The 26779-nt window shown below is 71.6% G+C and carries 26 protein-coding genes, 1 pseudogene and 1 riboswitch; of the genes and pseudogenes, 14 read left to right on the forward strand and 13 right to left on the reverse strand.

Going from position 1 to position 26779, the window contains the following annotated elements; translation table 11 throughout:
- Positions 1–66: 66 nt before the first annotated feature.
- Both GPA10_RS11855 and GPA10_RS11860 read right to left on the reverse strand, forming a co-directional pair.
- Positions 67–1485, reverse strand: coding sequence for a hypothetical protein (locus tag GPA10_RS11855; RefSeq protein ID WP_157165455.1), 1419 nt, complete (start codon positions 1483–1485; stop codon positions 67–69).
- A 616-nt stretch (positions 1486–2101) separates the two neighbouring features.
- Positions 2102–2722 carry a DJ-1/PfpI family protein gene (locus tag GPA10_RS11860; protein ID WP_058850778.1) on the reverse strand — a complete coding sequence of 207 codons (621 nt, stop codon included), beginning with the start codon at positions 2720–2722 and terminating at the stop codon, positions 2102–2104.
- Between the two features lie 254 nt (positions 2723–2976).
- On the opposite strand from GPA10_RS11860, the gene GPA10_RS11865 reads away from it, so the two are divergent.
- The 3 genes from GPA10_RS11865 to GPA10_RS11875 all read left to right on the forward strand — a co-directional run bounded on the left by GPA10_RS11865 (position 2977) and on the right by GPA10_RS11875 (position 5471).
- Positions 2977–3918 (forward strand): ATP-grasp domain-containing protein, encoded by a 942-nt coding sequence (locus tag GPA10_RS11865; RefSeq protein ID WP_343040693.1) that lies wholly within the window; start codon positions 2977–2979, stop codon positions 3916–3918.
- Positions 3919–4106: 188 nt separating this feature from the next.
- Entirely contained in the window at positions 4107–4649 is a 543-nt protein-coding gene (locus tag GPA10_RS11870) for a hypothetical protein (RefSeq protein WP_157165456.1), read from the forward strand.
- Between the two features lie 9 nt (positions 4650–4658).
- Positions 4659–5471 (forward strand): GNAT family N-acetyltransferase, encoded by an 813-nt coding sequence (locus tag GPA10_RS11875; protein WP_157165457.1) that lies wholly within the window; start codon positions 4659–4661, stop codon positions 5469–5471.
- 48 nt (positions 5472–5519) lie between these two features.
- On the opposite strand, the gene GPA10_RS11880 is transcribed toward GPA10_RS11875, so the two are convergent.
- Both GPA10_RS11880 and GPA10_RS11885 read right to left on the reverse strand, forming a co-directional pair.
- Positions 5520–6971: an RICIN domain-containing protein gene (locus GPA10_RS11880; RefSeq protein WP_343040694.1), complete on the reverse strand. Its 1452-nt coding sequence runs from the start codon at positions 6969–6971 to the stop codon at positions 5520–5522.
- A gap of 158 nt (positions 6972–7129) precedes the next feature.
- Positions 7130–7597 carry a hypothetical protein gene (locus tag GPA10_RS11885; protein WP_157165458.1) on the reverse strand — a complete coding sequence of 156 codons (468 nt, stop codon included), beginning with the start codon at positions 7595–7597 and terminating at the stop codon, positions 7130–7132.
- A 338-nt stretch (positions 7598–7935) separates the two neighbouring features.
- Here GPA10_RS11885 and GPA10_RS11890 point away from each other — a divergent pair, with 338 nt between their 5' ends.
- Positions 7936–8379: an ATP-binding protein gene (locus GPA10_RS11890; RefSeq protein WP_107450549.1), complete on the forward strand. Its 444-nt coding sequence runs from the start codon at positions 7936–7938 to the stop codon at positions 8377–8379.
- Positions 8380–8413: 34 nt separating this feature from the next.
- Here GPA10_RS11890 and GPA10_RS11895 read toward each other — a convergent pair whose 3' ends face one another.
- Positions 8414–8641 carry a DUF5133 domain-containing protein gene (locus GPA10_RS11895; RefSeq protein ID WP_058850744.1) on the reverse strand — a complete coding sequence of 76 codons (228 nt, stop codon included), beginning with the start codon at positions 8639–8641 and terminating at the stop codon, positions 8414–8416.
- Positions 8642–8983: 342 nt separating this feature from the next.
- Between GPA10_RS11895 and GPA10_RS11900 the strand changes: the two genes are divergently transcribed.
- The gene (locus GPA10_RS11900) at positions 8984–9925 is read left to right on the forward strand and encodes an endonuclease/exonuclease/phosphatase family protein (RefSeq protein WP_157165555.1); all 942 of its coding nucleotides are present in this window, start codon (positions 8984–8986) and stop codon (positions 9923–9925) included.
- Here the strand turns inward: GPA10_RS11900 and GPA10_RS11905 are convergent.
- Positions 9858–12461 carry a DUF6185 family protein gene (locus tag GPA10_RS11905; protein WP_157165459.1) on the reverse strand — a complete coding sequence of 868 codons (2604 nt, stop codon included), beginning with the start codon at positions 12459–12461 and terminating at the stop codon, positions 9858–9860. The genes GPA10_RS11900 and GPA10_RS11905 overlap by 68 nt on opposite strands.
- A gap of 252 nt (positions 12462–12713) precedes the next feature.
- On the reverse strand, positions 12714–13688 hold the full coding sequence (locus tag GPA10_RS11910) for a helix-turn-helix transcriptional regulator (protein ID WP_157165460.1): 975 nt from the start codon (positions 13686–13688) through the stop codon (positions 12714–12716).
- 62 nt (positions 13689–13750) lie between these two features.
- On the opposite strand from GPA10_RS11910, the gene GPA10_RS11915 reads away from it, so the two are divergent.
- The gene (locus GPA10_RS11915; RefSeq protein ID WP_157165461.1) at positions 13751–14110 is read left to right on the forward strand and encodes a YybH family protein; all 360 of its coding nucleotides are present in this window, start codon (positions 13751–13753) and stop codon (positions 14108–14110) included.
- Between the two features lie 76 nt (positions 14111–14186).
- On the opposite strand, the gene GPA10_RS11920 is transcribed toward GPA10_RS11915, so the two are convergent.
- The 3 genes and pseudogenes from GPA10_RS11920 to GPA10_RS42365 all read right to left on the reverse strand — a co-directional run.
- Positions 14187–15098, reverse strand: a complete 912-nt coding sequence (locus tag GPA10_RS11920; protein WP_157165462.1) for a S1 family peptidase — start codon at positions 15096–15098, stop codon at positions 14187–14189.
- Positions 15099–15300: 202 nt separating this feature from the next.
- Positions 15301–15780, reverse strand: a complete 480-nt coding sequence (locus GPA10_RS42360) for a zinc-binding dehydrogenase (protein WP_343040696.1) — start codon at positions 15778–15780, stop codon at positions 15301–15303.
- Positions 15781–15883: 103 nt separating this feature from the next.
- Positions 15884–16165, reverse strand: a pseudogene (locus tag GPA10_RS42365) (alcohol dehydrogenase catalytic domain-containing protein); the annotation flags it as partial.
- Between the two features lie 342 nt (positions 16166–16507).
- On the opposite strand from GPA10_RS42365, the gene GPA10_RS11930 reads away from it, so the two are divergent.
- The 5 genes from GPA10_RS11930 to GPA10_RS11950 all read left to right on the forward strand — a co-directional run bounded on the left by GPA10_RS11930 (position 16508) and on the right by GPA10_RS11950 (position 20079).
- Positions 16508–16744, forward strand: coding sequence for a hypothetical protein (locus GPA10_RS11930; protein WP_058850773.1), 237 nt, complete (start codon positions 16508–16510; stop codon positions 16742–16744).
- Entirely contained in the window at positions 16722–17387 is a 666-nt protein-coding gene (locus tag GPA10_RS43660) for an RNA polymerase sigma factor (RefSeq protein WP_343040698.1), read from the forward strand. Before GPA10_RS11930 ends, GPA10_RS43660 begins: the two co-directional genes overlap by 23 nt.
- A complete protein-coding gene (locus GPA10_RS11940; protein ID WP_343040699.1) occupies positions 17384–18472 on the forward strand; it encodes a hypothetical protein in 1089 nt (362 codons plus the stop codon). The genes GPA10_RS43660 and GPA10_RS11940 overlap by 4 nt, the downstream gene beginning before the upstream one ends.
- 71 nt (positions 18473–18543) lie before the next feature.
- Positions 18544–19488: an NADP-dependent oxidoreductase gene (locus GPA10_RS11945; protein WP_157165463.1), complete on the forward strand. Its 945-nt coding sequence runs from the start codon at positions 18544–18546 to the stop codon at positions 19486–19488.
- Positions 19489–19626: 138 nt separating this feature from the next.
- Entirely contained in the window at positions 19627–20079 is a 453-nt protein-coding gene (locus tag GPA10_RS11950) for a hypothetical protein (RefSeq protein WP_157165464.1), read from the forward strand.
- A gap of 19 nt (positions 20080–20098) precedes the next feature.
- Here the strand turns inward: GPA10_RS11950 and GPA10_RS11955 are convergent, their stop codons facing one another.
- Positions 20099–20665, reverse strand: a complete 567-nt coding sequence (locus tag GPA10_RS11955; RefSeq protein WP_157165465.1) for a hypothetical protein — start codon at positions 20663–20665, stop codon at positions 20099–20101.
- Between the two features lie 78 nt (positions 20666–20743).
- Between GPA10_RS11955 and GPA10_RS11960 the strand changes: the two genes are divergently transcribed.
- Positions 20744–21538 carry a DUF1838 family protein gene (locus tag GPA10_RS11960; RefSeq protein WP_157165466.1) on the forward strand — a complete coding sequence of 265 codons (795 nt, stop codon included), beginning with the start codon at positions 20744–20746 and terminating at the stop codon, positions 21536–21538.
- 77 nt (positions 21539–21615) lie between these two features.
- On the opposite strand, the gene GPA10_RS11965 is transcribed toward GPA10_RS11960, so the two are convergent.
- Positions 21616–22332, reverse strand: coding sequence for a LysM peptidoglycan-binding domain-containing protein (locus tag GPA10_RS11965; protein ID WP_157165467.1), 717 nt, complete (start codon positions 22330–22332; stop codon positions 21616–21618).
- A gap of 4 nt (positions 22333–22336) precedes the next feature.
- Positions 22337–22506, reverse strand: a riboswitch (cyclic di-AMP (ydaO/yuaA leader).
- Between the two features lie 782 nt (positions 22507–23288).
- Here GPA10_RS11965 and GPA10_RS11970 point away from each other — a divergent pair.
- On the forward strand, positions 23289–24908 hold the full coding sequence (locus GPA10_RS11970) for an alkyl sulfatase dimerization domain-containing protein (RefSeq protein WP_198351572.1): 1620 nt from the start codon (positions 23289–23291) through the stop codon (positions 24906–24908).
- A gap of 220 nt (positions 24909–25128) precedes the next feature.
- Complete coding sequence (locus tag GPA10_RS11975) at positions 25129–25851, forward strand: 2OG-Fe dioxygenase family protein (protein WP_157165469.1); 723 nt, start codon at positions 25129–25131, stop codon at positions 25849–25851.
- Between the two features lie 116 nt (positions 25852–25967).
- Here the strand turns inward: GPA10_RS11975 and GPA10_RS11980 are convergent, their stop codons facing one another.
- Positions 25968–26588, reverse strand: coding sequence for an STAS domain-containing protein (locus tag GPA10_RS11980; protein WP_157165470.1), 621 nt, complete (start codon positions 26586–26588; stop codon positions 25968–25970).
- Between the last annotated feature and the right edge of the window lie 191 nt (positions 26589–26779).

Here is a 26779-nt window from a genome sequence, read left to right on the forward strand (position 1 = left end):
TGCCGTCCGTGACCGCGGCGGGTCACGGACGGCGGGCGGTCCTGGACGACCGGACGTGGGGCTCGGTCAGACGACGCGGCGCTGCGGCCTGCTGAACGGGCAGGGCTGGGAGAAGAACTCGCGCCGCTCCTGCACGTCCTGGAAGTTGAGCTGGGTGGAGGCGCCCGTCGCGGCCAGGAGCATCCCGTCGGTGGAGTCGGGCCCGTCGAGGTAGGCGGCGAGGGGGCTGCCGGTGGCGCTCAGCGGGATGTGCGGACCCTTGTCGAGGCGCGCGGTCGGGTCGGCCTGGGCCGCGTTGTCCCGCATCTTGCGCACGGTGCGGATGGCGTCGGGGGCACCGGTGAGCGACTTGGTCTCCATGCCGCCGAGGTTGTTGCGCGGCAGGTGGAGGTGCATGTCGCGCCAGGCGAAGATGAACACCCGCAGGCCCACGCCGTGCCGTTCGAGGCGCGACAGGAACGGGTCCTCGCAGCCCTCGTCGCGCAGCCGCGCCAGCTCCTCGCCGAACTGGTCGAACAGGTCGGTGAAGAGGTGGAAGCGCATGCTGACCGAGTGACTGCCGCTGGTCAGGCCGAGGTTCTCACGGATCTGGTGGTAGTCGTGGGTGCTGAGGTTGTCGACGATCGGCGGGAGGCACACCTCGACCGGGTCGAACAGTTCGGCGGCGCCGTCCAGGACGTCGACGGCAAGGGCGATGTCGCCCTTGCGGGCGTGCAGGATCGCCGCCTCGATGCGGTCGTTGATCTCCCGCACGAGCAGTTCCGGTATCTGGTGCAGGGCGCGGAACTGCGTGAAGTAGGTGTCGCCTGCCAGATGGTGCTCGTGCACGGCGTACCGCAGCCGGTCGGCGGCGAGCAGTCGCTCCGGTACGGCTCCGGGCGCGGGGTGGGCGGACTTGGCGAGGTTGGCGCTCCACACACGTGCGTCGTGGTTGGCGACACGTACGCAGTGCAGCACTCCGAACCACGCGTCTTCGAGGCCGCGCTCGGCGATGACCGCGTCGACGTCGACGCGGCCCTGCTCGGCGAGCTCGGCAAGCTGCCGGTCGAAACGGCGCAGCGCCGGTTCGAACTCGGCGTACGCGGGTGTCGCCTCCACGTCCCAGCGCTCCGTGTCGGGGCGCAGACCGCCGCTGACGCGCAGGGCGGCGATGCTGAGCCGGACCAGGACCCGGTGGAAGCTGCGCACCCAGTGCAGGGCGGAGACGCAGCGGTCGACGTCCAGCGCCCGCAGGTGGCCGCTCGCGCGGTCGAGGAGGTCGGTCAGGTTGTACATGGCGATCTCGGCCGACTGGTAGAGCCCGACGAGCAGCGCCTCGGGTGTCACAGGTTCCGCGGTCGCCTCCGTACGGGCGTCCTCGATCGCGCGCAGGCTCTGGAGGGCGTAGTAGTGCTCGGCGATGACACCGCGTTCGTTCTCGGCGGCGGGTCGCCGGGTCTCGGGAATCCGGGTGTCAGGAAACTGGGCGGCAGGTTCGAGTGGCATGAGTCTCCCCTTAGCAATCGATTGACGTGCCGTCGGGCACCGGCCGGTCCGCTGTCGGACGGCGCCCGTCATAAGCCGTACGCGGGTTGACGCGCGCCGTACCGGCACCGCGTCGGAGGTGATCGAAGTGGTTCACACGTGTCCTGTCCGGTCGCCGGGACACGCGTTCTCGCGTGGTGGCCGACTGGACGCCCTGGGTGCCGACCGCGGGGTCCGCTCGACTGCTCGGCAGGCCAACTGGTCCTGCTCCCGCGCTGGTTGGCGAGATCAGGCTCGCCCAACCACGGAGCCGGGGGTATGGGTAAAAGTGCGTATCGACACTCGGGGGGTGCGTCAGGAACGCATCAGGAACACGTCAGGAACGCGTCAGAAACACGCTAGGAAAGGTGCGCCGCAGGCTGACCGGCAGCGCGCTGCCCGGCGCTGCGGACGGTCGGCCGATGCGTCGGGGCTTCTGGAGGCCGGATACGAGGTGTGGCGGTCGTCGCCGAACGAAAGCCCGAGGTGGTGCGCTCCGTGGACCAGCGGGTGAAGCCGACCGCCTGGCTGGAGCTGTTCGAGGAGCGCGGCGGACGCACCGAGTACCGGTACGTCGGCCCCTCGGACCCGGTGCCGCTCAGCCCAGGGTGCGGGCCCGCGCGAGGACCTCCGCCGGGGCCTTGGCCACCGAACCGGTGTCGAAGGGCGGCTGCGGGTCGTACTCGGTGTAGAGCTGGATGGCCTGCGCGGTCACCTCGTCGGTGAGCAGGGCGGCCAGCTGCACGGCCATGTCGATGCCGGAGGAGACCCCGGCCGAGGTGATCACCCGGTCGTGCCGGACGACCCGCTCGGCGGTGTAGACGGCGCCGTACGACTCCAGGGAGGCGACGGCGTCCCAGTGGGTGGTGGCGGTCAGGCCGTCGAGGATCCCGGCGGCGCCGAGCACCAGGGAGCCGGTGCACACCGAGGTGGTGAACCGGGTGCGGGCGTGGACGCGGCGGACCCAGTCGAGGAAGTCGGGGTCGTCCACCATGGTGAGGAAACTGCCCCCGCCCGGGATCAGCAGGACGTCGCAGCTCTCCACTTCGGAGTACGCGGTCGGGACATGCACCGGCAGGGAGCCCAGGACGTCCTGCACCAGGCCGGGCTCCGCCGTGACGAACCGTACGGTGGCGCCGGGAACGTAGCCGAGGATCTCGTACGGTCCGATCGCGTCGAGCGGCTCGAACCGGTCGAACAGCGGTATGACGATGTCCATGCGCCGCAGCATAACCGTTTGCCGCAGGTCAGCCCGGTCGGATGGAAAGCGTGGGGAGGGCGTGCCGCGGTCCTCGGCCTGGGGCGTCGGCGAGTTCATGGACGAGGTCCTGCTCGGGCTCCGGACGGAGGAGCGGAAGCCGGACGACAGGAGCCGGACTTCCGGCTGACGTAGACTCGGCGGGCTCCTCCCGTGGAACGAGACCGGCCCGCCGGCGGCCGGCAGACGGGGGCGGCGAGAGATGAGGAGCCGGAGTGGACACAGCGCGCCACGCCCTGTCGGCCGTTGCGGAACCCGCCGAGGTGTGGATGCTGGTGCGGCAGCGGCCCGCCGTGCTGCGCAGGTCGACCCGCGAACTCGCCACCGCGCTCGCCGACGTCCACGGCCCCCGCTTCGCGGTCTGGCACACCGACGAACTGCTCTTCGGCGTCCAGGGCGGGAAGCTGGTCCTGCGCACCCTGGGCGGCGCGGACCTGCCCGCCCCCGAGGTGGTGTGCGTACGCCAGGTGGCGGGACCCATGCGCAGCGACCGCGAGGTCACCCTGCTCCGGCACCTCGAACGCATGGGCAGCACCCTCGTCAACACCCTGGACGCCCAGCTCAGGTCCCGCAACAAGGTCTCGCAGCTCCAGGAGCTCGCCGTGGCCGGAGTGCCGGTGCCCGACACCCTCTCCTACGCCACCGCCCCCTTGGAGGGCGTCGTCCGCAGCCCCGACCTGCGCACGCCGTGCGTGGTGAAGTCCGTCAGCGGCGCCAAGGGCGGACAGGTCTTCCTCGCCCCCGACCCGTACCTGCTGCGCGAGGTGGCGGGCAGCCTCACCCGCGAGACGCCCTTCCTCTTCCAGGAGCACGTGGCCTCGTCGCACGGCCGGACCCTGCGCGTCGTCGTCGTCGACGGCGAACCCGTGAGCGCGGTCCTGCACACCTCCCACGACGGCGGCCTCACCGCCAACATCGCCAAGGGCGGCTCCGCCACCGTGTGCACGGGCCGCTACCCGAAGGCGGACGAACTGGCCGTCCGCGCGGCCCGCGCCCTCGGCCTGGACATCGCCGGAGTGGACCTGTTGTTCACCTCCGACGACACCTACACCGTCTGCGAGGTCAACGCGGTCCCGGGCTGGCGCCCCGAGGCCGCCGCGACGATCCTTCCCGCCGTCACGGCATGCGTGGCGAAGAGGATGTCCGCCCGGCGGTGAGCGTGCGCGGCGCGGCCGCTGACGCGCACGCAGGCGTGGCCGCTGACGCAGACGCAGGCGCGGCCGCTGAGGCAGCCGCGCCGCAGCCGTTGAGGCAGGCGCCTCCGCGACCAGTGAACGTTTCCCGTCCCGGCCGCGTCCAAGGCCCGGAAGGGGCGACTGCCGCTGCCCCGTACGAGGGAGGCCATATGCGTACCAGGACCATGCCGCCCGGCAGTCCGCTCACCGGAGTTGCCGTGTCCGTCGTCGTCGCACTGGCGGCAGTCGCCGGTTGCGGCAGCGGCCAACAGGGGACCGGAAGCGACACGGATGCGCTCGCGGACCGTGCTCGGCGGGTCGCGGAGGCCTGGGACGGCGCCACCGCCGCCCCAGCGGCCGTGCCATCGATCGGATCGGCCGCCGACGTCCCCGGCCATCCGCTCCACCGACTGGTCCGAGCGGCCCCGGACGGGCGTTCGGTGACCGTGGTGGCCCTCCACGGGGCCTGCGACGCCGGTGCCTCGGTGGGCAGCCTGGAGACCGGCGGCAGCGTCGTGCTGTGGAGCTCCGTCAAGGGCCGCGAAGAGACCGGCGACTGCACCAAGCAGGTGCGGACGCAGCGAAAGACGGTGAAGTTGGACCGTCCCGTGGGTGGCCGTTCTCTGCTGGACGCGCGCACCGGCAGGCCGATCCCCCAGAGCCTGTCCGGCGCTGTCGAAAATGCTGTCGAGGAGGGCCTCCGCACGCCGTAGGCTGCTGCCATGCCGGACTCGGAGCTGCAGCGGATCATGTCCTTCCAGTCGGCCTTCGCCCGCCGTCAGGCGGCCCGTGTCGTCGACGTGCCGGGCGGGTTCGCCGTGTACGACGACGCCTTCGCCCACTCCCGGGGGAACAACCAGGTCTTCATCGACCTGACCGCAGGCGAGGGAACTGCCGGCGGAGGAGCTGCCGGTGTCGGCACCGTCGACTTCGACGCGGTGCCCGGCATCGCGGAGGAGGCGTTGGGGCATCTGCCGCACCGGCTCGTCACCGTCTTCGACGACGAAGCCGGAAGGGCGTGCGCGGATCCGCTGATCCGCGCCGGATACAGCCACTCCAGCTTCCTCGTCATGCTGCACGCGGGCCCGGTCCCGGTCCCGGACCAGGGCGCCGCCCAGGAGGTGGACCTCGACGTGCTGCGGGTCCCGCTCGCCCGACGGTGGCGCAGCCTCCTGCCGGATGTCGGCGAGGAAGTCATCCACCACCTCGTCGAGCGCCGCGAGGCCCGCCACCGCGGCGCCGACGTCGTCCAGTTCCTCGGTGCCCGGACGGAGGACGGCGAGATCGCCTCGTGGGCCGACCTCTACCTGGACCCGGCGACCGGCACGGCCCAGATAGAGGACCTGATCACCTCGGAGGCCCATCTCAGGCGCGGCCACGCCGACGCCGTCCTCTCCACCGCGCTGCGCCGGGCCGTCGACAAGGGCTGCACGACCCGCTTCCTGACGGCAGACGCGGACGACTGGCCGCGGCGGTGGTACGAGCGCCGCGGGTTCACCGCCATCGGCCGCTCCCACTGCTTCCAGCGCGGCTGACGGCCCCTCAGCCCTGCCTCTCTGCCCAGTCCCTCAGCCCTTTTCCCCTCAGTCCTCCGAGGGCCGCACGATCTGCCACTCCTGGTCGTCGGTGTTGGAGCAGGTGAACAGGGTCAGGTGGGCGCCCTCACCGCCGGTGCTGTAACCCGCCACGTCCAGGCACTCGTTGTTGCTGGCGTAGTTGCGGATCCAGTACTTGCCGCTCTTCTGCTTGTCGAGCCACCACATCTGGTTGTCGGCGGTCGTGCCCTCGCAGTCGTACTCCAGGATCGGCGACCTGGTGGGCTGCGCCCCGTAGTCCGGCAGGTCCACGCACTTGCGGTCCTCGCCGTTGCGGATCTGGAAGAGGGCCGTGCCGCCGGGACCCCGCTTGCGGTACTTGACCTCCAGGTCCCACCGCTGCCCGTCGGCGCTCTCGTCGCAGGCGGACTGCACCACCCGGCCCGCCGACTCGGAGTCGGCCGCGGGCAGGGCCGCGCACATCTTGGTGGTCGGATTGCGCAGCATGATGTCGGAGGCGGGCAGCAGCTTCCGGGGCTTCTTCTTCTTTTTCCGGGACTCCTCGCCTCCGCCGCCCCCGCCTCCGCCTCCGCCGCTGTCCTTCTTCTCGTCATCCTCGTCCGGCGGGTCCTCCTCGGTGGACTTCTCCGCCTCGGGGGACTTCGGCTCCTCGGGCTGCTCGGAGGGCTTGGGCGGCTTCAGCGACGGTGACGGCGGCAGGGCGTTGGCGGCGGCCTGCGGCTGCTCCCGGGCAGCGCTGGAGACCTTGGGTTTGTACGCGATCCACAGCATGACGAAGGTGAGGGCGAGCGCCAGGAAGACGCCGAGGAAGGTGGCGAGCCAGCGCGGCAGGAAGGTCCGCTGCACATAGGTGCCCTCGACGTCGAGCGGCGCCACGCCCGACCGCTTCACCGCGAGGGTGTACGGCCGCTCCTGCTTGGACCCGAACCAGATGATCTCCCGGGGCCGCAGCGTGGCCTTCACGAACGCGGCCCGGCCGGGCTCGATCTGCACGTTGCCCGGCTGGATGTCGTACGAGAGCTGCTCGCCGTTGTCGCTGCCGCTCAGCGACGCGGTCACCTTGGTGTTGCCGAGGTTGTCGACGGCCAGCTTCGGCCGGCCCCGGAGGCGGCCCTTGACCGTCGGCGGCACCAGCTCGGCCCGCACCTCGGTGAACGACGCGATCGTCAGGTTCCCCTCGGGGACGGTCACCGCGTCCGGGTGCTCGGTCGGGGTGATGCGTATCGCGTACGCGTTCGGGCCGGCCGTCGCGTCGGGCGTGCGGGGCGGGGCGAGGGTGAGTTCCACCGTTCCCGTCGTGCCCGGGTAGAGCCGTAGCGAGGGCGGCTCCACGGTGATCCACTGCGCGAGGGCGCCGACGGGCTCGAAGCGGTACTCGTCGACCACGTCACCGGTGTTGCGCAGACGCAGTCGCACGGTCGTGCTGCTGCCCGGCTCCACCGTGGCCGATGCTGGTTCAAGAGAGGTCCAAAGGCTCACTGCTCGACGCTATGGCAGCGGCGGGGGACGGGCAGCGGCCTTAGAGGCAGACCGGGTTGCCCCGGTGGGCAGGCCGGTCGCCCCGGAGTTCATCCGGTGCCTCGGGGTCTCGGCGCCGGTACGTGGACGCCGCCGGGTGCGCTCCGAGCCCTCGCAGGTCAGCGTGTGGTCTGGCGGATCGCTCCGGCGTCCAGGCCGCTGGGGTCGCCGGGGGTGGAGTCCAGGACATCGAGACCGAGGAGGTTGATCTCCAGGGCATCCTCACCGGCGGGCCGGCGGGTGCCGCTCGGCGTGGTGTCCGTCGCGCCGGTGAGGTCCGTCGCGGTGTCCCTCGCGGTGCCCGTCGTCGTGTCCGTCGCGCTGCCCGTCGTGGTGCTGGGGTCGGTGCTCTTGGGGACGTTCTGGTCGAGCTGCGGCGGCTTGAGGGAGTCGATGAGCTTGGTCACGACACCGGTGAGCCCGTTGAGGACACCGCCGAGGCCGTTCCCGGGGTCGGGTGCGGGGTCGGCGGGCTGCTCCTGAGCGGTGGCGGGAGCGGCGGGGGCCGCCGCGGCGGCGGTGCTGGTCCCCAGGACGGCGAGTGAGGCGATGAGGGCGGTCGCGGCGGCGCGAGGCAGAGCGGACATGGCAACGGTGCCTTTCGATAGCGGGTCGACAGCGGGCGTGTCCCTCAACAGGCTGGGTGCCGACCATCGCCTGTGCCACTCCGCGAGGGCCAGCCGGGTCCCGGGGTGCACGGCCGGTCCTCGTACCCGAGCCGCACGAAGCTGGTGTGGAGCCCGCGCCAAGGCCGCACGGGGGAGCTCCGGGGCCGCGCGCCGGAGGCACCGCCGGGGCCGGGCGCGCGGAGCAGTGGTCCGTGTCGAAACCAGTTCGCCCCCTGGCCGGTGTCCCCGCGTTTCGTGGGTATACGGTCCGGGTGAAACAGGACTGCTTGGGAAACAAGGCGGACCGCATGTACGAGATGGTGGCCATGGACGATCGGGAGTCGCTGGTCAGCGACGTCCTCTCGGTGTCGGCGGCGTTCGAGGACAGCGAGGACATCGGGGCTGCCCGGGATCTGTCCCGGGGCTTTCTGGCCGATGTGCAGGCCGTGCTGGGGCGGCCGGTGTCGGGCCGGGCGCTTGGCACGGTGCAGCTGGTGGTCAGCGAGCTGGTGACCAACGCCCGCAAGTACGCGCCGGGGCCGTGCCTGCTGTCGCTGGAGATCCAGGACGGCGCCGTCGCCGTGGCCGTGTGGGACAGCAGTACGGCGCTGCCCGCGATCCTGCCGCCGGATCCGGCGCGGGTCGGCCAGCACGGCCTGGAGATCGTCATAGCTGTCAGCCAGAGCTTCGCGGTGCGCCGCGAGCCGGTGGGCAAGCGCATCACCGCGGTCGTCGCGCTGGCCGACGGCCCCGCCGGCTGACCGGAGCGGCGTCCGGTCGGCCGGCGGGCCCGGGTCAGGCGGCGAGGAGGGAGTCGTCCTCGGTACGAGCGCCGGGAAGCTGGTGCCGGGCGGCGATCAGAGCGGCGTCGATGTCACGGGTGCCGGTCGACACGCACAGCGTGTAGGCGACGTCGTCCATCCGCTGCCGTGCTTCCGCGGTGCCCTTCTCAGCGTGCAGGGTGCGCAGCGTCTCGTACTGCTCGATCAGGTTCTTCAGCACGGCGGGGTGTGCCATGAGCATGGGGTATCTCCCTCTTCGCCTCTAATCGCACGGGTTCATGCAGGCACCTTGTGCCCGGGGTCCCCGCCGTCATTCCCCGGTCTTTCCGTGACCTCGGCAACACGCTCCGAAAGCTTCGGCGCCGTCCCCGAGGTGGTGCCGTGGCCCGCCAACGAGCCGCCGCCTGCGGTCCTGCACTCCTCGGCAGGCGGCCGACACGGGACCGGTGGACCGCATGCCGTCCTGACAACCCCGTCGCATAACCTCGTGCCGTACGACGTGGGGAGGTCGCCGGATGCCACACGTGTCCACGGTGAGGAGGCAAGGGTGCTCGGAAGCGGCACGCGGTTGCTCGGGGGCGCCATGGCCGTGGTGTGCCTGCTGCTCGTCGGCCCCAGCGCACCGAGCGGCGTCCTCTGGGCCAGGTCGCTGCCCGTCGGAGACGTCAAGGACGCCGTGCCGAACCGGGTCGCGACATGGAACATCTGCAACCCCTGCGACGAGAACAACGTCGGCAGGGCCGCGGAGATCGCCGCGTACGCGCCCCAGGTCGTCGGCCTCCAGGAAGCGTGCGTGCGGGACGTGGAGCGGATCCGGGACTACCTGAAGCACCTGCACGGGCTCGTCTACCACGTCGAGTACGGGTCGGTCCTGCGCAAGCGCAGCCGCTGCGGAGGCTGGCCGTGGAGCCCCGGCGCCTTCGGGCAGGCGATCCTCTCGGCGGCGCCGATGACGGACCGCGTGAACGTGGAGTACCCCGACGGCGGCTCCGAGGACCGTGGATACATGGCCGTCACCACCCGCGTGGGCGGAAAGCCCGTCCGCGTGTTCAACACCCACCTCGCCCAACGGCGCCAGGAAGCCGTCCGCGCGGGCCAGACCCGCGTTCTTGCCGCTGCGGTCGCACGCCACGAGCGTGCGATCGTCCTCGGCGACTTCAACGCCGTACCCGACACGCCTGAACTCGCACGGATGTGGGCCCTCGCCACCGACGCGGACCCCCAGTGCCTGCCCGCGCCCACCGGGTCCGGCACCGGCACCTGCGAACCGACCACCGACTGGCACCTGAAGTTCGACTACGTCTTCCTGCGGGACTTCACCGCGATCGAGCAAGGGGTGCGCCCGTCCGCGTACTCGGACCACCACTTGGTGCACACGGACGTGGCGCCCACGCGCCAGAGCCGTCGGCGCGGGGCGGGAGAGAGGGTGACGACACGCCCCACGCCTCCCGCCTCGGTCACCGCCCGCCGCCGCCGAACTGCGGCGGCATCCCGCCGTTGTCGGCCAGGTACTGCAGGACGGTGACGACGGCCGCTGCCTGGGCGAGGACCCACGCGAGCTGAACGGACATGTAACGCATCTGGTAGACGGACCGCAGCAGGCTCAGCCTGCCCCGCCAGTAGGGGTGTTCGCCGCGGAACGTTTCCAGGTCCATCATCAGGCCGGTCAGGGTGAGGACGAGAAGTATGGCCATCGCCCCGAAGGCCAGAGCGGTCTGCTCCTCGCCGAGACCCCAGTTGCCCAGGGCGAACACGCCGATGGGCGCGGCGTAGGCGAGGGCGAGCGGGATGGCCTTGACCGGGCCGCGCCGCCCGGGGAGTTCCTGCCAGAGCGCCCCGAACAGGAACCCGGCGGCCGCGTACCCCACCTGCCACAGCACGAGTTGGGTGAGGACGTCCGGCAGGCCGAGACGGTCGTACAGGGTGCCGGTCAGCGCCTCGCCGCGGAGCTGGTTCGTCCAGACGAGGCCCGCGCTGAGCGGCAGGGCGATCGGCTGGGTGAGGCGCGCCGCCTTGACGCCGTTCTCCCACCAGGTGCGGCAGGGCCCGAGCGCCAGCGCTGCGTCCACCACGGAGACACCGCTGGGGAGCCGGTCGGGCCGTCCGGCCGCCGTGCGCCAGCGGTGGAGTCGGCGCAGCCGCGTTTCCAGGTCCCGCCGCGACGTCCCTTCGTCGGGCTGTCCCTGGTCCAGGCGCCGCAACTGGGCGTGCAGCTCCCGGTGACGGCGCGCCCGGTCGAGCAGCCCGGCACGGTGGGACGCCGACAACGCGGTGCCGAGCGGCTCCCCCGACCTGTCGAGAGGCCGAGCCGCCACCGCGCGGCCGCGGGTCAGACGCAGGACGGACGCGAGCGCGACGAGGTAGAGGAAGAACCAGCACCACACGAACGCGCCGCTGGCTGTGTACACGCCGAGGTCCATGGCCGCCATGACGGGGAAGAGGAGCAGGAGCAGCAGCCGGTCGGCGCCCTGGGGGCCGCGGCGTGCGAGGCTGTCGGCCGCCGTGCCGGCCACACGGCTGCGCAGCACCGCGAGGACGGCAAGGCCGGTGGGAACCCACAGCATCGCGAACCACCACCAGCGCGCGTTGGGGGTGAACCACAGCAAGTTGTTGCGGAGGTCGGAGCGATGCCACCCCCCGTAGTCGGGCGCCCCCATGTGCGGCGAGAGCCAGCTGGCCCGGTTCCAGTCCCGTTCGGAGGCCACCAGGTAGCACACGCCGATGACCGCGACGACAGCGAGGACTCCACCGATCAGGGGCCACGGCCGCGGCCGCGCGCGCCGGTTCGGGCGCAGGCCCCCGTCGACCAGCAGGCGGCGCACGGCCGCCGCTCCGCCCAGCAGGGGAAGCGCGAACGAGCAGACCCCGGCGACCACCACTGCCGCCACGGTCCAGCCGCCGGGGGAGCCCGGCCGCACGAACCGCCCGGGGTCGAAACCCCCCACCGCCCACAGCACGGCGGGCACCACGGCACCCGCACCGAGCACACCGCCCGTCAGAGCGAGCCAGCGGGGCACCCGTGCGAAGTAGAGCAGCACGGCACCGGCCACCGCGGACGTCAGCCAGGCCCACGGGGCATGGACGGCTTGCGCGTCCCACTCCTCGGAGGCGTCACCGCCGAAGGCACCGATCGCGCCCAGGTAGATATCGGGACCTCGTACGACGACGCTGACGACCAGGAGCGCCAGACTCCAGCCGCGCAGGTTGGCGACGGCTCGCTGCTCGACCGGATCGGGTACGCCGTGCCGGGGCAGGACCCTCAGCGCGTACCACAGGGTCAGGACGAGGGCCACGGTCCACAGGAGGCCGCCGGCCGCGTCGAACGCCGCGTACGGCGACGAGTCGTCCTGCGCCGAGAAGGAGCGGGGCCACGAGGGCTCGACCCGGACGGCGACCGCCGGTGCTCCCACGGCGGTGTCGGACGGCCAGACCAGGACACTTCGGCCCTTGTCCGTGCCGGCTCGCGGCGCCGTGGCGCCGGTTCCCGGTGCCGTGTCCCCGTCCGGGTCCACGCCGTCCGCCGCGGCCGACAGGGCGCCCGGTCGGCCCGGGTCCACGGTGACCTGCTCCCACCAGGCGGACTTCAGAGCGGCGGGCGGCGTCAAGCGGAGCGTCCAATGGGCCTTGCCCACGTCCAGGGTCCAGGGGCCGACGGGGAAGGAGCCCTCCTGGTCGACCCAGGCATGGGCGACCAGGCGGACCCGCAGCCATTCGTCACGGGATGTCCGCACCCCGGTGGGATCCGCGGTGGGCGTCACCTCCGGCTCCGCGGACCGCCACTCCTCCCAGCGTGTGTCCAGGCCGCTCATGCTGCCGCGGGCCAGACACCGCATGGCCTTCCGGTAGGCGTCGGAGTCCTTGCTCAGCAGCAACTCGTCCGCGTACGTCCACGACATCGGCACCGTGAGCGTCACCGTGCTGAACACCTTGGAGTAGGTGCGGTCGTCGTGGTCGATACGTGCCTCCGCCTGGACGCGAGTCGCTCGCAGCCCGGCCGAAGCGCAGATGTCGTCGGACGCGGCAGCTGCGGGTGCCGCGAGGCACACACTCAGGAGCCACATGCAGGGCAGGGTGGTAAGAACGAGCCCAGGAAGCCTGCGGAGCCCGGGAAGCCCAGGAAGCCTGGGGCGTGCGCGCCACGTTCCTCGCCCACCGCCCTGCCATGAGATGAACCATCTGCACCATGCCGCCACCAGGCCCCCCGAGACACTCGCTCCACCTCAGCCGCTTGCTGCGCCTCAGCGTGCCCTCCGGTTTCTGACGGAGCCATACGTCAAAGGGGGTCGAACAATGATCGAATCCGGTGCGGCCAGTCACTCGTAGCAGGAGACGATCGCGGCGGCCCGTTGGCGCAGCGAGTCGCGCAACCACTGCGGGGCCAGGGCCTCCGCGCTCGTGGCGAGCTGCCACAGCGCCCACTCGGCGTGGCGCGCGTCCTGGAAGGTCGCTTCGAGGCGCAGCCGGCCGTCGGCACCGGGTACGTCGGCTTCTTCGGCGCGGACGGACAGCGCGGTGTCCGCCAGTTCCTGGCGCCGCGCCGGATCCACCCGTACCAGGACGGTGACCTGGTCGCCGCCGGCGCGGAAGCGCGTGCTGCGTTCCTGCCAGGTCCGGTCCAGGTCGACCCGGTCCGGCCGCTGCGCCGGTTCGGTGAGTTCCTCGGCGGCGGAGACGCGGGACAGCCGGTAGGTGCGGTCGGCGCCGGACCTCGTGGCCAGCAAGTAGCCCTGGCCGCGGACGGTGACCAAGCCGATGGGGTCCACCGTGCGCCACTTCGGGTCCTGGCCCACGGCGGCGTAGCGGATGCGCAGCTTGTGTCCGTCGAACACCGCGCGCAGGACCTCGGCCACGACGGCGTCAGGAACGTCCTCGGGGTCGAGGCGGCGCGAGAGGAGGTCGGTCTCCGGATCGACGAGCAGACGCTGGGCCGCACCGGCCGCCGTGGCCCGACAGCTCTCGGGCAGCGCGTCCACCACCTTGCGCATGGCCGAGGCGAGCGCCGCACCGAGGCCGAACGCCTGCGCGCCGCGCCGCGATCCGGCGACCAGCAGGGCGAGTGCCTCGTCGTGGTTCAGCCCCGTGAGTTCGGTCTGGAAGCCGGGCAGCAACGCGAACCCACCGTTGCGGCCGCGCTCGGCGAAGACCGGGACACCGGCGGCGGACAGCGCCTCGATGTCGCGCAGCACGGTGCGCGTGGACACCTCCAACTCGCGGGCCAGCGCGGCAGCGGACATCCGGCCGTGCTGCCGCAGCAGCAGCACCAGCGATACCAACCGGTCGGCGCGCATGGGAAAACTCTACTGGAATACGTGACAAAGGGTGTCGTGTATTGATTGGGAGGCTGGCCTGCATGACAACCAACAAAGCGGCCACCGAGCCGAACGATCTGGGCAGGTACTTCATCGAGCGCGCCAACGCGGGCGACGTCGACGGCCTTGTCGCGCTGTACGAGCCGGACGCCGTCCTGGCGTTCCCGCCGGGGCACATCGCGACCGGGCATGCGGAGATCCGCAAAGTGTACGAGCAGTTCGTCGCGGCGGCGCCGGTGCTCTCACCGGGCAGACAGCATCTCGCCCTGGTGAACGGCGGCGGCGACGTGGCCATCACCGCGGCCTCGCTGACCAACGGCGACGTGACCGTCGAGATCGCCCGGCGTCAGCCGGACGGGACGTGGCTGTGGGCCGTGGACCAGCCTGCACTCACCGCGTAGCGGGCGCCGGCGCGGGGTGGCGGTGGGTCGGTACGTCCCGGCCCGCCGCCGCCCGGCTGGCGGTGGCCCACGTGGGTCACCGCAGGTTTCGTTGTGGCTTGCCGGTTGCCCGGCCCGGAGTGACGGCCGGGATGACATGTGCGAGCCCCTTCGCCGCGAGGACGGCGCGGAACGGCTTCCAGAGGGCCGGGTCGGCGAGGTTGGTGAACAGCCCCGGGCAGGTGTTCGTGTCCCCGGTGACCAGGCCGTGGACGACTGCCTTGCCGGTGCGGTGGGCGACCGTACCGCCGGTGCCGTGGGCGACCGTCCCGCCGGGGGAGGGCGGGGCGAACAACGGCCCTCCGCTGTCCCCGGGCCCGACCCGCACCTCGGGGGTACCGGCGCACAGGAAGTTCTTGTCCCAGGTCCCGCCCTCGGTGTCGAACTCCGTGACCGGCAGCGCCGCCTCCTGGAGGCGCGTGGGCTTGGCCTCGCTGTTCAGGTCGGTGCGCCCCCAGCCCGCCGCCCGCAACACGCGGCCCACCTCCGGCCTCGCCCCCAGGGGCGGCAGGCTCGCGCTCTTCTGACGGGCGGGGGTGTCGAGCACGACGAGGCCGAGGTCGGTATTGGTCTCGGTCGAGAACGCGGGGTGGCTGTGCACGGTGAAATGTTTCCTGGTCACCACCGTCCCCTGACCGGTCCCCGAATCCGACCGCCCGAGGACGACCCTGATCGTCACCTTCCCCTGCTCGGCCCACTTGGCGCAGTGCGCCGCCGTGACGACGACCCGGCTGTCGACGAGTGCCCCGCCGCAGTAGTGCGACCAGGTTCCGTCGTCACCCCGCTGCTGGATCTGCACCACGAAGGGGCGTTCGCCGTCCCCGACCGGCTTCCCGCCGACGATGGCAGCGGCGGAGGGCATGCCGACCCACACCAGGCCCAACGCACCCGCGCCGGCCAGAACCGTGCCGGCGCGCAGGCTGATCGACTTACCTGACGTACGTGGCATACGCGATACACCCGACGTACGAGAGGTGTTTGACGTGCGCAAGAGTGCACTCCTTCGGTCTGCCGCCGGGGGCGAATCCGGCGAGCCCGTGCCGCGGTCGGCACCACCGCCGTCCGCGTTCGTCGCGACGATCCTGGGCCCGGAAGACTTCCGACCGGCAGCAGGCACGTATCAGGCACAACTCGGCGACAGCGCAGCCGCATCACGGAATGTCGACAAGGACCTTTCCGACCACCGCCCCTTCTTCGAGCGCGGTGTGGGCCTCGGCGGTCCGCTCCAACGGGAAGCGGTGCAACGGCAGTCCGGCCTCCTCGCCCACGCGCAGGGCGCCCGCGTGCACGGCTGCCGCGACATCGGCGCAGGCTCGCTGCTTCGCCTCGGTGGGCACGGTGTAGACGAAGACGCTCTGCCAGCGCAGGTTCGCCGACAGGGTGGTGAGCACCGGGACCGACAACTGCTCGTTCTCGCCTGCCGCGTAGTAGGCCACCACGGCACCCCGCGCGGCCACGGCGACGTCGAGGGCGGCGTTGACCCCCGGTGCGACCTCCACGACGATGTCGACGCCGCCCGGGGCGAAGGCCGAGATCGCCGCGGCAGCGTCCTGCGCGCGGTAGTCGACCACGTGGTGGGCTCCTGCGGCACGCGCCAGCGCCCCCTTCACGGGACCGCTGACGGTCGTCACGACACGCGCCCCGGCCCAGCGGGCGAGCTGGACGGCCGCGTTGGTCCGGCAGGGCGACGGCCTGTGCGTCGGGGACGAGCGTGTACTGCTGTGCCGTTCCCCAGGGCCGCTGCCACGCGGCCTCCCAGAGCCACACGCGCTGCCCGACCCGAGCGGGGTCGACCTGCGGGCCGACCGCGTCGATCACCCCGGCACCGTCCTGGTGGGGCACCTGTTCGTCCATGCCCGGCGGAAGCGCGCGCCTGCGGCTGCGCCAGTCGGTCGGGTTGACACCCGACACGTGCACCCGTACCCGCACCTCGCCCGGACCGGGCTCGGGAACCGGACGCTCCACGAACCGGAGGACCTCGGGACCGCCGCCTGCCGTACGGATCACGGACTTCATCGCTCACTCATCCTTTGTGCCGGGGATGTCCGATGAACCCGCTTACGGAGCCCGGTATTCCATGGCGGCGCCGGTCAACCGTGTGCCTCCTGGGCGTGCGTGGGCAACAGCCCCACCAGCAGGAACGCCGGGAAGCACAGCCCGGCTGTCCCTTGTTCGAGGCTGCTCGGTCCCTACCCGCCCGCAGGGGCAGGGCTGTCGCGCGGTTGACGTGAGCACGCTTCAAGCGGAGAGCCCTGTGACCAGCCAGATGTCACAACTCCCCTCCGCATACGCACTGTTGTGGTGCGTGCGTCGCGCGGACGACGCCCGCGCACGCCATCCGGAAGGGGAATGTGCGGCATGGATCCTGTGATCGTCGGAGCGGTGGCGACCGTGGCCGTCAGTATCGTCAACGGCATAGTGAAGGCCGTCAAAGGGCGCTGGGAAGCCGACGTGGAGATAGCGCGGATCACCGAGACCGGCCGGTCCGACCTGATCCGCCACGCGACGGCCCGCGACCTCCGCCCCGGTCCGTTCCGGTCCCTGCCAGCAGACCTGGACGGAGGTAGCCGCCGTGGAGGAAGCACTCAGCACTGACATCGACCCCGGCACCGACTACGGCCCCCACCCCGGCACCACTCCCGACATCGACCCTGACATCGACCCGGACCTCGACCCCGCCACCGGCCTCGTCGGCCAGGTCGGCATCGGCGCGGGCCCCCAGCCCGGCATCGCGCTGGCCGAGGCCCTGCACCACGAGCAGTACCCGGCACTGATCCGCTTCCTGCTCCTGCACGGCGCGTCCTGGGCGGAGGCCCAGGACGCCGCACAGGATGCCTTCACCCAGATGTGCGCGCCCGGCCTGTCCCTGACCCATCCCCGTGCCTGGCTGCGCACCGTGGCCTGGCGGTCGTGGGTGAGCCAGCAGGTGAAACCCGAAGAGGCCTGCGCCGACATCCCCGAGCCGCCGACCACGCTGCGCTGGCAGACCCCGGCCCACGCGGCCGAACTCGGCGAGGAGGAGCGCCGGGTGATCTCCCTGCTCCTGCAACTTCCCGCCAAGCAACGCGCCGCCATGGCCTGGCATCTCGACGGCTTCACCACCGGGGAGAGCGCTCGCGCGATGGGCACCACACAGGTGGCCGTGCGCCAGAACCTGACCCGGGCCAGAGCGGCTCTGCGGGAAGGGCTGCGCCTGGAAGGCCACGGCCACGGCTACGACGAGGGGAGGGCGACGTGACGGACCACGGCCACGACAACCGCAGCAACGAAAACAACCGCAGCAATGACAGTAACCGCACCAAGGACAGCAACCGTAGCAACGACAGCAACCGTAGTAACGACAACAACCACGGCAACGACAGCAACCACGGCAACGACAACCCCGAAGCCCTGCTGGCCAAAGCCCACAAGCACCTGGGCACCGCCGTCACCGACCGCGTCAGCGCCCAGGGCGGCCCGCCCGAGCTGCGCCCGCCGGACCTCGCCCTCGACCGGCTCCTTGCCGCCACCCACCGCTCCGTCGGCACCGCCGTCAGCCGCCGCCGGTCCCGTGAGGCACGCGCCGCCCTGGCGCAGCGGACCCTGGCTCTCGACGCGCACCCGGGAGAGCGGGGGCCGCTGTACGACCGGCCCTCGTCGGTGCGGGTCAAGTACCGGCAGCAGGCCCTGCGTCTCGCGGGCCGCTACTGGCCCTCCGACCTGCTTGAGAACATGCGGACAGCGGTCCACTCCGTCCACGCGCTCAGCGACCTCCTCGAAGAGGCCGCTCAGCCCGTCCACACCACCGAACAAGTCGTGGACCGGCTGAGGGAACAACTGCGGGCGGTGCTCCAGCTGCCCAAGCCGCAGCGATCCCCGGTGACCCTCACCGGACTCGACTACCTCGTGACGGTCGAGACCCTCCTCGCCGAACCCGCGGGTCGCCTCCTGGACGCCCTGCGCCACATCCGGCAACTGCTCGACGAGGAACTGGTACCGGCCATCGCCTCCCTGCGGACGTCCCCGCCCCTGCACCTGCTGGGCGTCGACACCGTCGCACAGGACCTCGTCGACGACCTGGCCCAGGGTTGCGACCAGGCCGACGCCCTGGCCAGAGCCGTCGCTGAAGTCCAGCGTGCCAGCAACGACTTCGTCGGGGCGGACCTCAGCGGCGCCAAGCTGGACGGCGTGCTCCTCGAAGGGGTCCTCTGGGACGCCACGACCATCTGGCCGGAGGAATGGGAAACCCTCGTCCGGCGTGCGTCGCTGCCCTCCGAGGACCACCGGGGAGTCCTCGTCGTTGCCGCGGAGCCCTCCGACAGGGTGCTGCGCGCCGAGGCGTGAACCCTGGGCACCGGAACGCCGGAACGCCGACACGCCGGAATACTCTGCTCACAGCGGAAGTTGCGCACGGCATGAAGGCGATTGGTGTCCATGAATTCGGCGGCCCCGAAGCATTGCGGGTCCTGGACCTGCCCGAACCGCAGGCGGGTCCGGGTGAGGTCCGCATCCGGGTGCACGCGGCGGCGGTGAGCCCCACCGATGTGATGCTGCGGACCGGTGGCCACGCCGTCCGCATGCCCGGCCGCCGGCCCCCGTTCGTGCCCGGCATGGACGCCGCAGGCGTGATCGACCAGCTCGGCCCCGATGCCGACCGCCGGCTCGTCGTGGGGCAACGCGTGGTCGCTATGGTGCTGTTCACGAGCGCGCACGGCGGTGCCTACGCCGAGCAGGTCGTGGTGCCCGCCGCGTCCGTGGTGCCCGCGCCCGAGGGAGCCGACTTCCCGGCGGCGTCCACTCTGCTCATGAACGCCCTCACCGCACGCATGTCCCTGGACGTCCTTGCCGTGCCGCCGGGCGGGACCGTCGCCGTGACGGGCGCGGCGGGCGCCGTCGGCGCGTACGCGGTGGAGCTGGCCGAGGCCGACGGGCTGACCGTGATCGCGGACGCAGGGCCGGACGACACCGAGCTGGTACGCGGCTTCGGCGCCGATCACGTCGTCGAGCGCGGCTCGGGCGTCGCCGACCGCATACGCGCGCTGGCCCCCGACGGTGTCCCCGGCCTCGTGGACGGTTCGGTGCAGACCACCGACGTGGTACCCGCGATCGCCGACGGCGGGACGCTCGCCGAACTGCGGGGCTGGCCGGGGCCGGCGGGGCGCGGCATCCGGGTGCGACCGGTGATGGTGCGGGACGGCATGACCGACACCGCGAAGCTGGACGCGCTCCGCCGCCTGGCGGAGGACGGCACTCTGACGCTGCGCGTCGCTGAGGTCCTGCCCGCCGAGGAGGCGCCCGAGGCCCACCGCATGCTGGAGGCCGGAGGCCTGCGTGGCCGCCTGGTCCTCGACTTCTCATGAAGCCGTGAGGCTACAAGTTCCTGTGGCCGCAAGTTCCTGAGGCCACAGGTTCAAGAGGCCACGAAGCTACGAGGCCAGGCAGCCCCGCAGCCGGTGATCGGCCGTCGGCGGCCGGCGCGGCGGACCTATCCTGTCGCCATGGATGCCTCAGCCGCGGGGGCGGCCAGACTCATGGCCGCGCTCAATGAAGCAGTGCGCGACTTCCAGTCCTACGGGTACGAGCAGCTCCTCACGCACCAGGGAGGCGTCTCCCCGCGCTACGGCGGGACCCTGACGCCCGCGGTCCACCCCACCGCGGTCGTCGGCGTCACCTTCGGCCTGCGGGGTGGCCCGCGGAGCGGCGAGGGCCGCGAGGCCTCCATCTCGGTGTCGGTGGCGCTGCGCGACGAGATGTTCGTCGTCGAGGGGGAGGCGGGCGCCGACCCGCTGCACCCCGGCGAGGCCGACGAACCCTGGGAGTACTTGCGGGAGTTGCCCGAGGTCGGCGTCTGGGACCTGGACGAGTGCATCGCCCTGATCCGTGACTACACCGCCCAACTCTGCGCCTACACGGGTTTCCTGGACGACCTCGGAGTTCCCCGCACCTCATGACGCCCCCGCGGGGTTCGTGTCAGGACAGTCTGGCGAGGAGCCCGAGCTCCGGTTCCAGTACTCCGGGCTGTCCGAGGGCGCGGAAGTCGGCCTCGACCTCCGCAAGGTCGAGGACTCCGGCGCGTACGGCGTGGTACCGGACCACCGACCACACGAAGACATCGAGGGTGTCGTACTGGGTGTCGGCCTCTATGACCTCCTCCTCGTGGAACCACACCGCGACACGGCCGTTGGTGAGCACGACGTAGTAGTTGCCTCCACCGTCGGCTCCGACGGACCACACGTCGTCGTCGGTGAGCTCCGTCTCGTGGTCGGAGTCGAGGATCCGGCAGTCGTTGCCCGCGAAGTCGAAGGCGTACGACCAGTCGTACAGGTCGAGCACCTCGGGCAGGGCCCCCGCTCGGGCCCTGCGGTCGAAGCCGGCCAGCGCGGCCGCGGCGTCGCGGGGGAGCCCGGTGAGGAACGGACCGACCGGGCGGGTCGACACCGGGAGTCGGGCCTTCGGCGCGTCGGTGAACCAGCGCGCCAGATCGGCGTCGAGGTCCCGCTCCACGTACCCGGTCAGTCGATCAACGGTGAGAGGCATGCGCCGAGATTAGCCCCTGGGTGTGTCAGTGGGCCCCCGGTCGCCGCCGCCCGGCCGCGGTCCCGCAGAGTACTCCGTATGACGAGTACGAGTACGAGCACGACGACCCCCGCGGAGCTGCTCCGCTCCTTCGCCCGCACCCGCGCCTCGCTCGACGGCGACGAGGTCACGTACTGGTGGACAGGGAACGTGTACTCCTGGGCCCCCGACGAGCCGTACCAGCTTCTCTTCGGCCTCGAAGGGCTCAACGTCGCCCGCCTGGTCCAGGACCCCGAGGCCGGCCCGCACGCCTACCGGCTCCTCACCCGCGAGGCCGCCTTCTACCTCGACCCGGCGAGCGGCGAGATACTGGAGACCTGGCAGGACCTGCCGGTGGTGCACATCTGGAACGACCCGGCGAACCAGAAGTGGCGTCCCTTCCCGATACCGACGACCGACCTCGGCGGGCAGGTCTGCTTCAGCCTGGAGATACCGCTCGCCTACCCCTCGCCCCTGCCCGTGGCGGAGTATCCCGTCCACTCGGCGGGCGACACCTACAAGGCCCTGGAACTCTTCCAGTTCTTCGCCGACCGCGCCGACCTGGACGGCTCCGCGCCCAGCGTCCCCGCCACCATGTCGTGGACCCGGATGTCGCCGTGGCTGCCCTGGATGGCCCGGGGGCAGCGGCCCGGCGGCCTCACCTTCCACTGCCGGGGCCGCAAGCTCGGCTCGTACACCGAGGTCCCCGAGCGCACCCGTGCCTACATAGCGGGCCACCACCCGGAGTTCGCCCACGCTCCGGAGCGGTGGAGCGAGCCGAACGAGACCAGCTGGACGTACTTCCGCAAGCTCGACCCGCCGAAGCAGACGCCGTCTCAGCCTGCTGAGGAGTAGCCGGAGGCTCAGCCCGCCGAGGGGTAGCCGGCAGCTCAGCCCGCCGAGGCAGCCGCGCGCCCGGGGCGCGTGCAGCCTCAGTAGGGGCCGTTGACGTTGTCGATCGAGCCGTAGCGGGCGGCCGCGTAGTTGCAGGCGGCGGTGATGTTGGCGACCGGGTCGAAGCTGTCGAGGGACGTGCCGGGCAGGCGGTAGGCGTTGAAGGTGGGGGCGATGACCTGCAGCAGCCCCTTGGACGGGGTTCCGGCGACGGCGTTGGAGTCCCAGTTGTTGATGGCCAGCGGGTTGCCGGAGGACTCGCGCATGATGTTGCGGTGGATGCCCTCGTAGGAGCCGGGGACGCCGTGCCGGGCCATGATGTCCAGGGACTCCCTGATCCAGCCGTCGAGGTCGTTGGTGTACGTCTTCTTCGCGGGGGCGGCGGCGGGCTCGGCGAGCGTGCCGGTGCGCTCGGAGCGGTCGGCCCGCTCGGCGGAGGCCTGGCCGAGGGTGAGCTCGATACCGGGCTGGATCACCTTGGGGTCGGCGCCGATGACGCGGCGGTTGTCCTGGTAGAGCTTGGTCCAGCCGCCGCTCAGGGAGTGCTCCCGGGCGATCGCGGAGAGGGAGTCGCCCGCGACGACCACGTAGGTCTTGGGTGCCGCCGCGGGCTTCGCGGCGGCGGCCTCGGCCGCGTTCGCGGTGGTCGCCCCGAGCACCGGGAGCGCGAGCACGGCTCCGCCCGTGCCTGCGGCGGCGATGCCGCGGGTGAGCGGGCTGGACTTGGGGCGGCGGTGCTTTCCCTTTGCGGGCATGACGCATTCCTCTCCGGCGCCTGCGAGGTGAGCTGTCGGGTTCGGACGGGAGCTGTCCGGTCGCGAGCTGTGCATGCGACTTCACCCCGAGCCGTGCCGGATTCCGGCAATGGCGTCTTACCTGGGTCCCCCGCTCCTGCCGTGCGTGCGTGAGTGAGTGGGCGTGTTTCCGGACAGCGGCAGGATTCGGCGTTCCATCCGGATTGACCGTGAGGTTAGGCGAGGAAGTCGGGCAGGAACAAGGCGGGAATTCACGGAGGGGAATGTGCGCGGTCCTTCTTCGATGATCGAATTCCCCGGCATTCTGTGATCGAAAAGCCCAATCCGCTGTGCGCGGAAGGGGAATGCGCCGGACGCCCCTCTCGGGCTCACGGTTCCTTGTTGTGACCTATTTCACGGAAAGTGTGCAGGTCGAAGTGTTGCTCGTCACATGTGGGGGTGCTTTATCTCGTGCGTGTGCCATGCAATACGGGAAAGGGTCTAGGTATCCCTTCAATGGCATTGAGAAGTAATCTTATGGTGCAAAACTGGACATAATGTCGAGGGGGTTCTTTTCGAGGTGGCGCCGCCTGCCCTGCTTAAGTGCAACAGGCTGCAACAGGCCGGGCCGGTAAGCGGAGTTCGCGTTGCCGTTGGGGTGACGCGCGCTTCAACTGCGCCTTTCGTCACGGGTATTGCATGGTTGTGGTGAGGAATGGGCGGTCGGGCGGCGCCAGCTGCTTTCGGCCGATTGATCAATTTATTGAGCTCTCATCTATCGTGGCGGTGAAGGGGTGTAATGGCCCGTCAGGCATGGCCGGGCGCCCGTGCTGTCGGCGCGGGGGACCTGTCGCGGTTCAAGCCAGCCTGAATGGGGGGTTGTTGTCGGCCGGTGAGCGCTTCCCTAGCGTCGGTGATCACCGTATGTCCGCATGTGGGCACATACGGTCCAGTCGCCTTCTATGGAGGACAGCCGAATGGCCACGAACGAAGAGCCACAGCCCGTGGAGCCGAGTGCGTACGTCACCCGGCAGAACCAGGACGCCGTCAAGAACCTGCCGGACGCCGGCCTTGCCTACGAGAACGCCGGCCGGTACCAGATCGCACCGCCCGACGAGCCTTTCGTGCCCTCACGCATCAGCAAGAGCGACAGCAAGGTGTGGGACTTCACCGCCTTCGACTTCCTGGAGCAGAGCCTCGACGAGGTACCCGGGTCGGTCGCGCCGGCGCTGTGGCGACAAGGGCAACTGAACTCCACCGCCGGGCTCTTCCAGGTCACTGATCGCGGGAACTGCCGGGTCCACCAGATACGCGGCTACGACCTCGCCAACATGACCGTCGTCGAAAGCGGCAGCGGTCTGGTCGTGATCGACCCGTTGGGCTCGTACGAGACGGCCCGTGCGGCGCTGGCGCGCTATCGCTCGGTCATCGAGCAGGACGGGCCCGCGCAGCCGGTGCGCGCGGTCATCCACACCCAGAGCGGCGTGGACCACTTCGGCGGTGTCCGCGGCCTGTTCGGCGACGCCTTGCCCAAGGACCTGAAGGTCTACGCCCCCGAGGGCTTTCTCGCGGACGCCCTGCTGCGGCAGGTCACCGAAGGCTCGCACACGGCCCGGCTGGTCGACTACGCCTACGGCACCCGCCTCGGGATCGCCCCGTCGCAACTCGTCGACTCCGATCTCGGGCACACCGTCTCGGTGGGCGACGCGACGTTCCTCGCGCCGACCGACACCGTCGGCGGTCTCCTCCCGGCGGCCACCGCCGAGTCCAAGTGGCCTTCCTGGACCGGCATCGGCTGGCGCGAGGGCCTGTACGCGCTGGAGATCGGCGGCGTCCGCATCGTCCTTCAGCCCGCCGGCGGCCACGCCTCCCCGGCCGAGATGAACCTCTACCTGCCCGCGGCCAGGACCGTCTACCTCGCGGGCCCCGGCCTCCTGGGCGGCCCCAGCAAGGCCCGCGCCACGTTCCTGGACGCCACCCTCACGGCTTTCGGCGCCGCCGCCGACGCCGGAGCCGGCGCCTACCTCGCACCGGTGTGGAGGACCCCCGAAGACGCGGGGCAGGAGCAAGGGACAGCGAACCGGATCACCGCATGGCTCACCGCCCACCGTGACGCCGCCACCACCGCCCCCGACGCGGGCGCCGCGGCCCCCCTCCTCGCCACCCCCGGCTACGCCGACACCCCCACCCGCACCGTACGAGAGGTCTGGTCCCGGCTGACCGGCACCGACCTCGGCGCACCCCGACTCGCCGTCACCGCCAAGGCCTCCCTGCTCGCCCAGGGCGGTTCGGCCAAGGCGCTCGAAGCCGCCCGTGGCGCGTACGGAGCCGGGAACCACGCCGAGGTCGCCGCACTCCTCGACCCCGTCATCTGCGCCGCCGCCATCCCGCTGGCCGTCAACTCCAAGAACGAACAACAGGCCCGCACCCTCCAGGCCGACGCCCTCAGGCAGCTCGCCCACCTCACCTCCCACGGCAGGCTCCGCAATGCCCTGCTCACCGCTGCTCAGGACGTCCGGGATCCGAAGGGCGTCCTCACGCGCTTCCCCCGGACCATCGCGGACCTCGCTGCGGCCGCCAGCCCCTTGGGGTTCTGAACCCGGCGGTGATCCCGAACCGGGCCGGGTTCGCCAACCGGGCCGGGTTCGCCGACGCTGCCCTCCCACGCACGAGGGCAGCGTGCCGCCCCGGCGCGCGCGCCCAGCGGATGCGAAGCAAGCGGCATCACCAGACCATGGGCTTATGGACGAAGGCCACAGCAGCACGACAGGGCGAAAGGACGCGGCAGGGCGAAGGGACGCGGCAGGGGCCGCCGGCATGCGGCAGGTGCGGCAGCCGGTTCACGACGCGCGCCGGGCCCTCGCCTCGACAGGCGCATGTCTGCTGGAGCCGCCTGCCGTCGCGCAGTGCCTCGGTGTGGACGAGACGGTATGGGGAGCCTTCGCCGCGCACTGGGAGGAGCTGGCGCCGGACGCGTACGCGGCCAGGTCCGGCACGCGGCGGCTGCGGCGCTACGGGCACCTCTGTCTGTCGAGGGAAGGCACAATCGACGCGAAGCCGCATGTCGCCTTCGTACAGCCGGAGGAGAGCAACCCGCTGTACGTGGACGTCGACCGCCACTTCGAACCGCTGACCGACGCGTTCATGGGCGAGCCCGTGCTCGCGGCGCTGATCCGCATGCTCGGCCAGGTCGCCGTGTGTCTGGAGGACGCGGACGCGTGGGACGTCAAGGTGCACCCGTTCCGGGTCGTGGCCGAGACCGGCAGCGAGGGACAGCCCACCCCCGAGGGCAGGCACCGCGACGGAGTCACCCTGGTGACCTCGCTGCTCATCGACCGCGTGAACGCCACCGGGGGCGAGAGCACGGTGTACGCCCCGGACGGGACGGAGCTGACCAGCACGACGCTCGACACCCCCGGCACGCTCCTGCTGAACGACGACCGTGCGACGCTGCACGGCGTCTCACCGATTCACCCGCTGGACGCCGCTCGACCCGCCCGCCGGGATGTCCTGGTCACCACGCTCGCACCCCGCGGCTGAACCGGCCGTCCGCGGCGGCCCCGGGTCCCGTCGTGGTGCGCCGAGCGTTCGTCGAGGCCGACTACGACCCGCCAGGAAGGCGCGCTCTCCGCCGTCGCGGGTGCACGGCTGCCGGCTCACGACGGAGCGGTGGACCCGTCCTCGCCCGGCGTGCGCTGCCGTGACGCGTGCTGGAGCTGGAGTGCCTCGTTCTTGGCCTCGTCCTGGGCGCGCCGGAAGGCGATGCTTCTGTCGCGCAGCCGTGCGCTCTGCCGTCGCAGTTGGCGGGAGCGCAGGATCTCCGGCCGCTCCGCGACGGCCACGCCTTCGAACTGCGGGCCCTCCGGCGCGGCGCCGGGGACGGACAGCGCGGCCACGGTCGCGAGGGCGGCATCGAGGGTGGTGTGCACGCACAAGCCCGGCAGGGGGGCGAGGGCGAAGACCTCGCGGACCATCGGCACGGCGGCCACGATCAGGACGGGTTCGTCCTCGAGGTGGCGCGTGTGGGTGTCCAGGACGCGCAGGGCGGCCGTGCTCATCAGGCGCAGGCCCGTCAGGTCGAGGACGAGGCGCCGACCGGTGTGCACGGCCTCCTGAAGCTGCTTCTTGAGATCTCTCGTCAGCGCCGGAACGCTGTGGCCGTCGAGGACGCCGGACAGGCACATGATCACGACGTGGTCGTCGGCTTGCTGCACCGTGAGGTGCCTCCCGCGCGGCACGCTGTCGGCATGGGCGGGCGCGAGGGGGGTGTCCGGCATCCGGCCATCCCTTTCCGTGGGTGGTGGGGCGTGTCGGGAGTGGCGCGATGGGTCGTCGCGTACGTCCGCTGTCCGTGCGGGGAGCGTTCTCGGACGGGTGGTCGGCGTCCGGTCGGCTGCCGGTGCCGGCGTGCTTCCGTCCTTCAGCGTCCTCTGGAGTCGAGTGTCGGCGCAAGGGACCGATGGCAGGC

It is taken from the genome of Streptomyces typhae, from assembly GCF_009755605.1.
Taxonomy (GTDB): domain Bacteria; phylum Actinomycetota; class Actinomycetes; order Streptomycetales; family Streptomycetaceae; genus Streptomyces; species Streptomyces typhae.

What these genes read in the sequence shown, in the direction of transcription:
- GPA10_RS11870 (WP_157165456.1), top strand. Translation starts at nt 4,107, where the DNA reads ATGCGTACCAGGACCATGCCGCCCGGCAGTCCGCTCACCGGAGTTGCC.
- GPA10_RS11945 (WP_157165463.1), top strand. Translation starts at nt 18,544, where the DNA reads ATGAAGGCGATTGGTGTCCATGAATTCGGCGGCCCCGAAGCATTGCGG.
- GPA10_RS11855 (WP_157165455.1), bottom strand. Translation starts at nt 1,485, where the DNA reads ATGCCACTCGAACCTGCCGCCCAGTTTCCTGACACCCGGATTCCCGAG.
- GPA10_RS11905 (WP_157165459.1), bottom strand. Translation starts at nt 12,461, where the DNA reads ATGTGGCTCCTGAGTGTGTGCCTCGCGGCACCCGCAGCTGCCGCGTCC.
- GPA10_RS11930 (WP_058850773.1), top strand. Translation starts at nt 16,508, where the DNA reads ATGGATCCTGTGATCGTCGGAGCGGTGGCGACCGTGGCCGTCAGTATC.
- GPA10_RS11885 (WP_157165458.1), bottom strand. Translation starts at nt 7,597, where the DNA reads ATGTCCGCTCTGCCTCGCGCCGCCGCGACCGCCCTCATCGCCTCACTC.
- GPA10_RS11975 (WP_157165469.1), top strand. Translation starts at nt 25,129, where the DNA reads ATGCGGCAGGTGCGGCAGCCGGTTCACGACGCGCGCCGGGCCCTCGCC.
- GPA10_RS11895 (WP_058850744.1), bottom strand. Translation starts at nt 8,641, where the DNA reads ATGCTCATGGCACACCCCGCCGTGCTGAAGAACCTGATCGAGCAGTAC.
- GPA10_RS11970 (WP_198351572.1), top strand. Translation starts at nt 23,289, where the DNA reads ATGGCCACGAACGAAGAGCCACAGCCCGTGGAGCCGAGTGCGTACGTC.
- GPA10_RS11860 (WP_058850778.1), bottom strand. Translation starts at nt 2,722, where the DNA reads ATGGACATCGTCATACCGCTGTTCGACCGGTTCGAGCCGCTCGACGCG.
- GPA10_RS11900 (WP_157165555.1), top strand. Translation starts at nt 8,984, where the DNA reads ATGGCCGTGGTGTGCCTGCTGCTCGTCGGCCCCAGCGCACCGAGCGGC.
- GPA10_RS11910 (WP_157165460.1), bottom strand. Translation starts at nt 13,688, where the DNA reads ATGCGCGCCGACCGGTTGGTATCGCTGGTGCTGCTGCTGCGGCAGCAC.
- GPA10_RS11920 (WP_157165462.1), bottom strand. Translation starts at nt 15,098, where the DNA reads ATGCCACGTACGTCAGGTAAGTCGATCAGCCTGCGCGCCGGCACGGTT.
- GPA10_RS11950 (WP_157165464.1), top strand. Translation starts at nt 19,627, where the DNA reads ATGGATGCCTCAGCCGCGGGGGCGGCCAGACTCATGGCCGCGCTCAAT.
- GPA10_RS11875 (WP_157165457.1), top strand. Translation starts at nt 4,659, where the DNA reads ATGCCGGACTCGGAGCTGCAGCGGATCATGTCCTTCCAGTCGGCCTTC.
- GPA10_RS11965 (WP_157165467.1), bottom strand. Translation starts at nt 22,332, where the DNA reads ATGCCCGCAAAGGGAAAGCACCGCCGCCCCAAGTCCAGCCCGCTCACC.
- GPA10_RS11980 (WP_157165470.1), bottom strand. Translation starts at nt 26,588, where the DNA reads ATGCCGGACACCCCCCTCGCGCCCGCCCATGCCGACAGCGTGCCGCGC.
- GPA10_RS11890 (WP_107450549.1), top strand. Translation starts at nt 7,936, where the DNA reads ATGGTGGCCATGGACGATCGGGAGTCGCTGGTCAGCGACGTCCTCTCG.
- GPA10_RS11915 (WP_157165461.1), top strand. Translation starts at nt 13,751, where the DNA reads ATGACAACCAACAAAGCGGCCACCGAGCCGAACGATCTGGGCAGGTAC.
- GPA10_RS11955 (WP_157165465.1), bottom strand. Translation starts at nt 20,665, where the DNA reads ATGCCTCTCACCGTTGATCGACTGACCGGGTACGTGGAGCGGGACCTC.
- GPA10_RS11960 (WP_157165466.1), top strand. Translation starts at nt 20,744, where the DNA reads ATGACGAGTACGAGTACGAGCACGACGACCCCCGCGGAGCTGCTCCGC.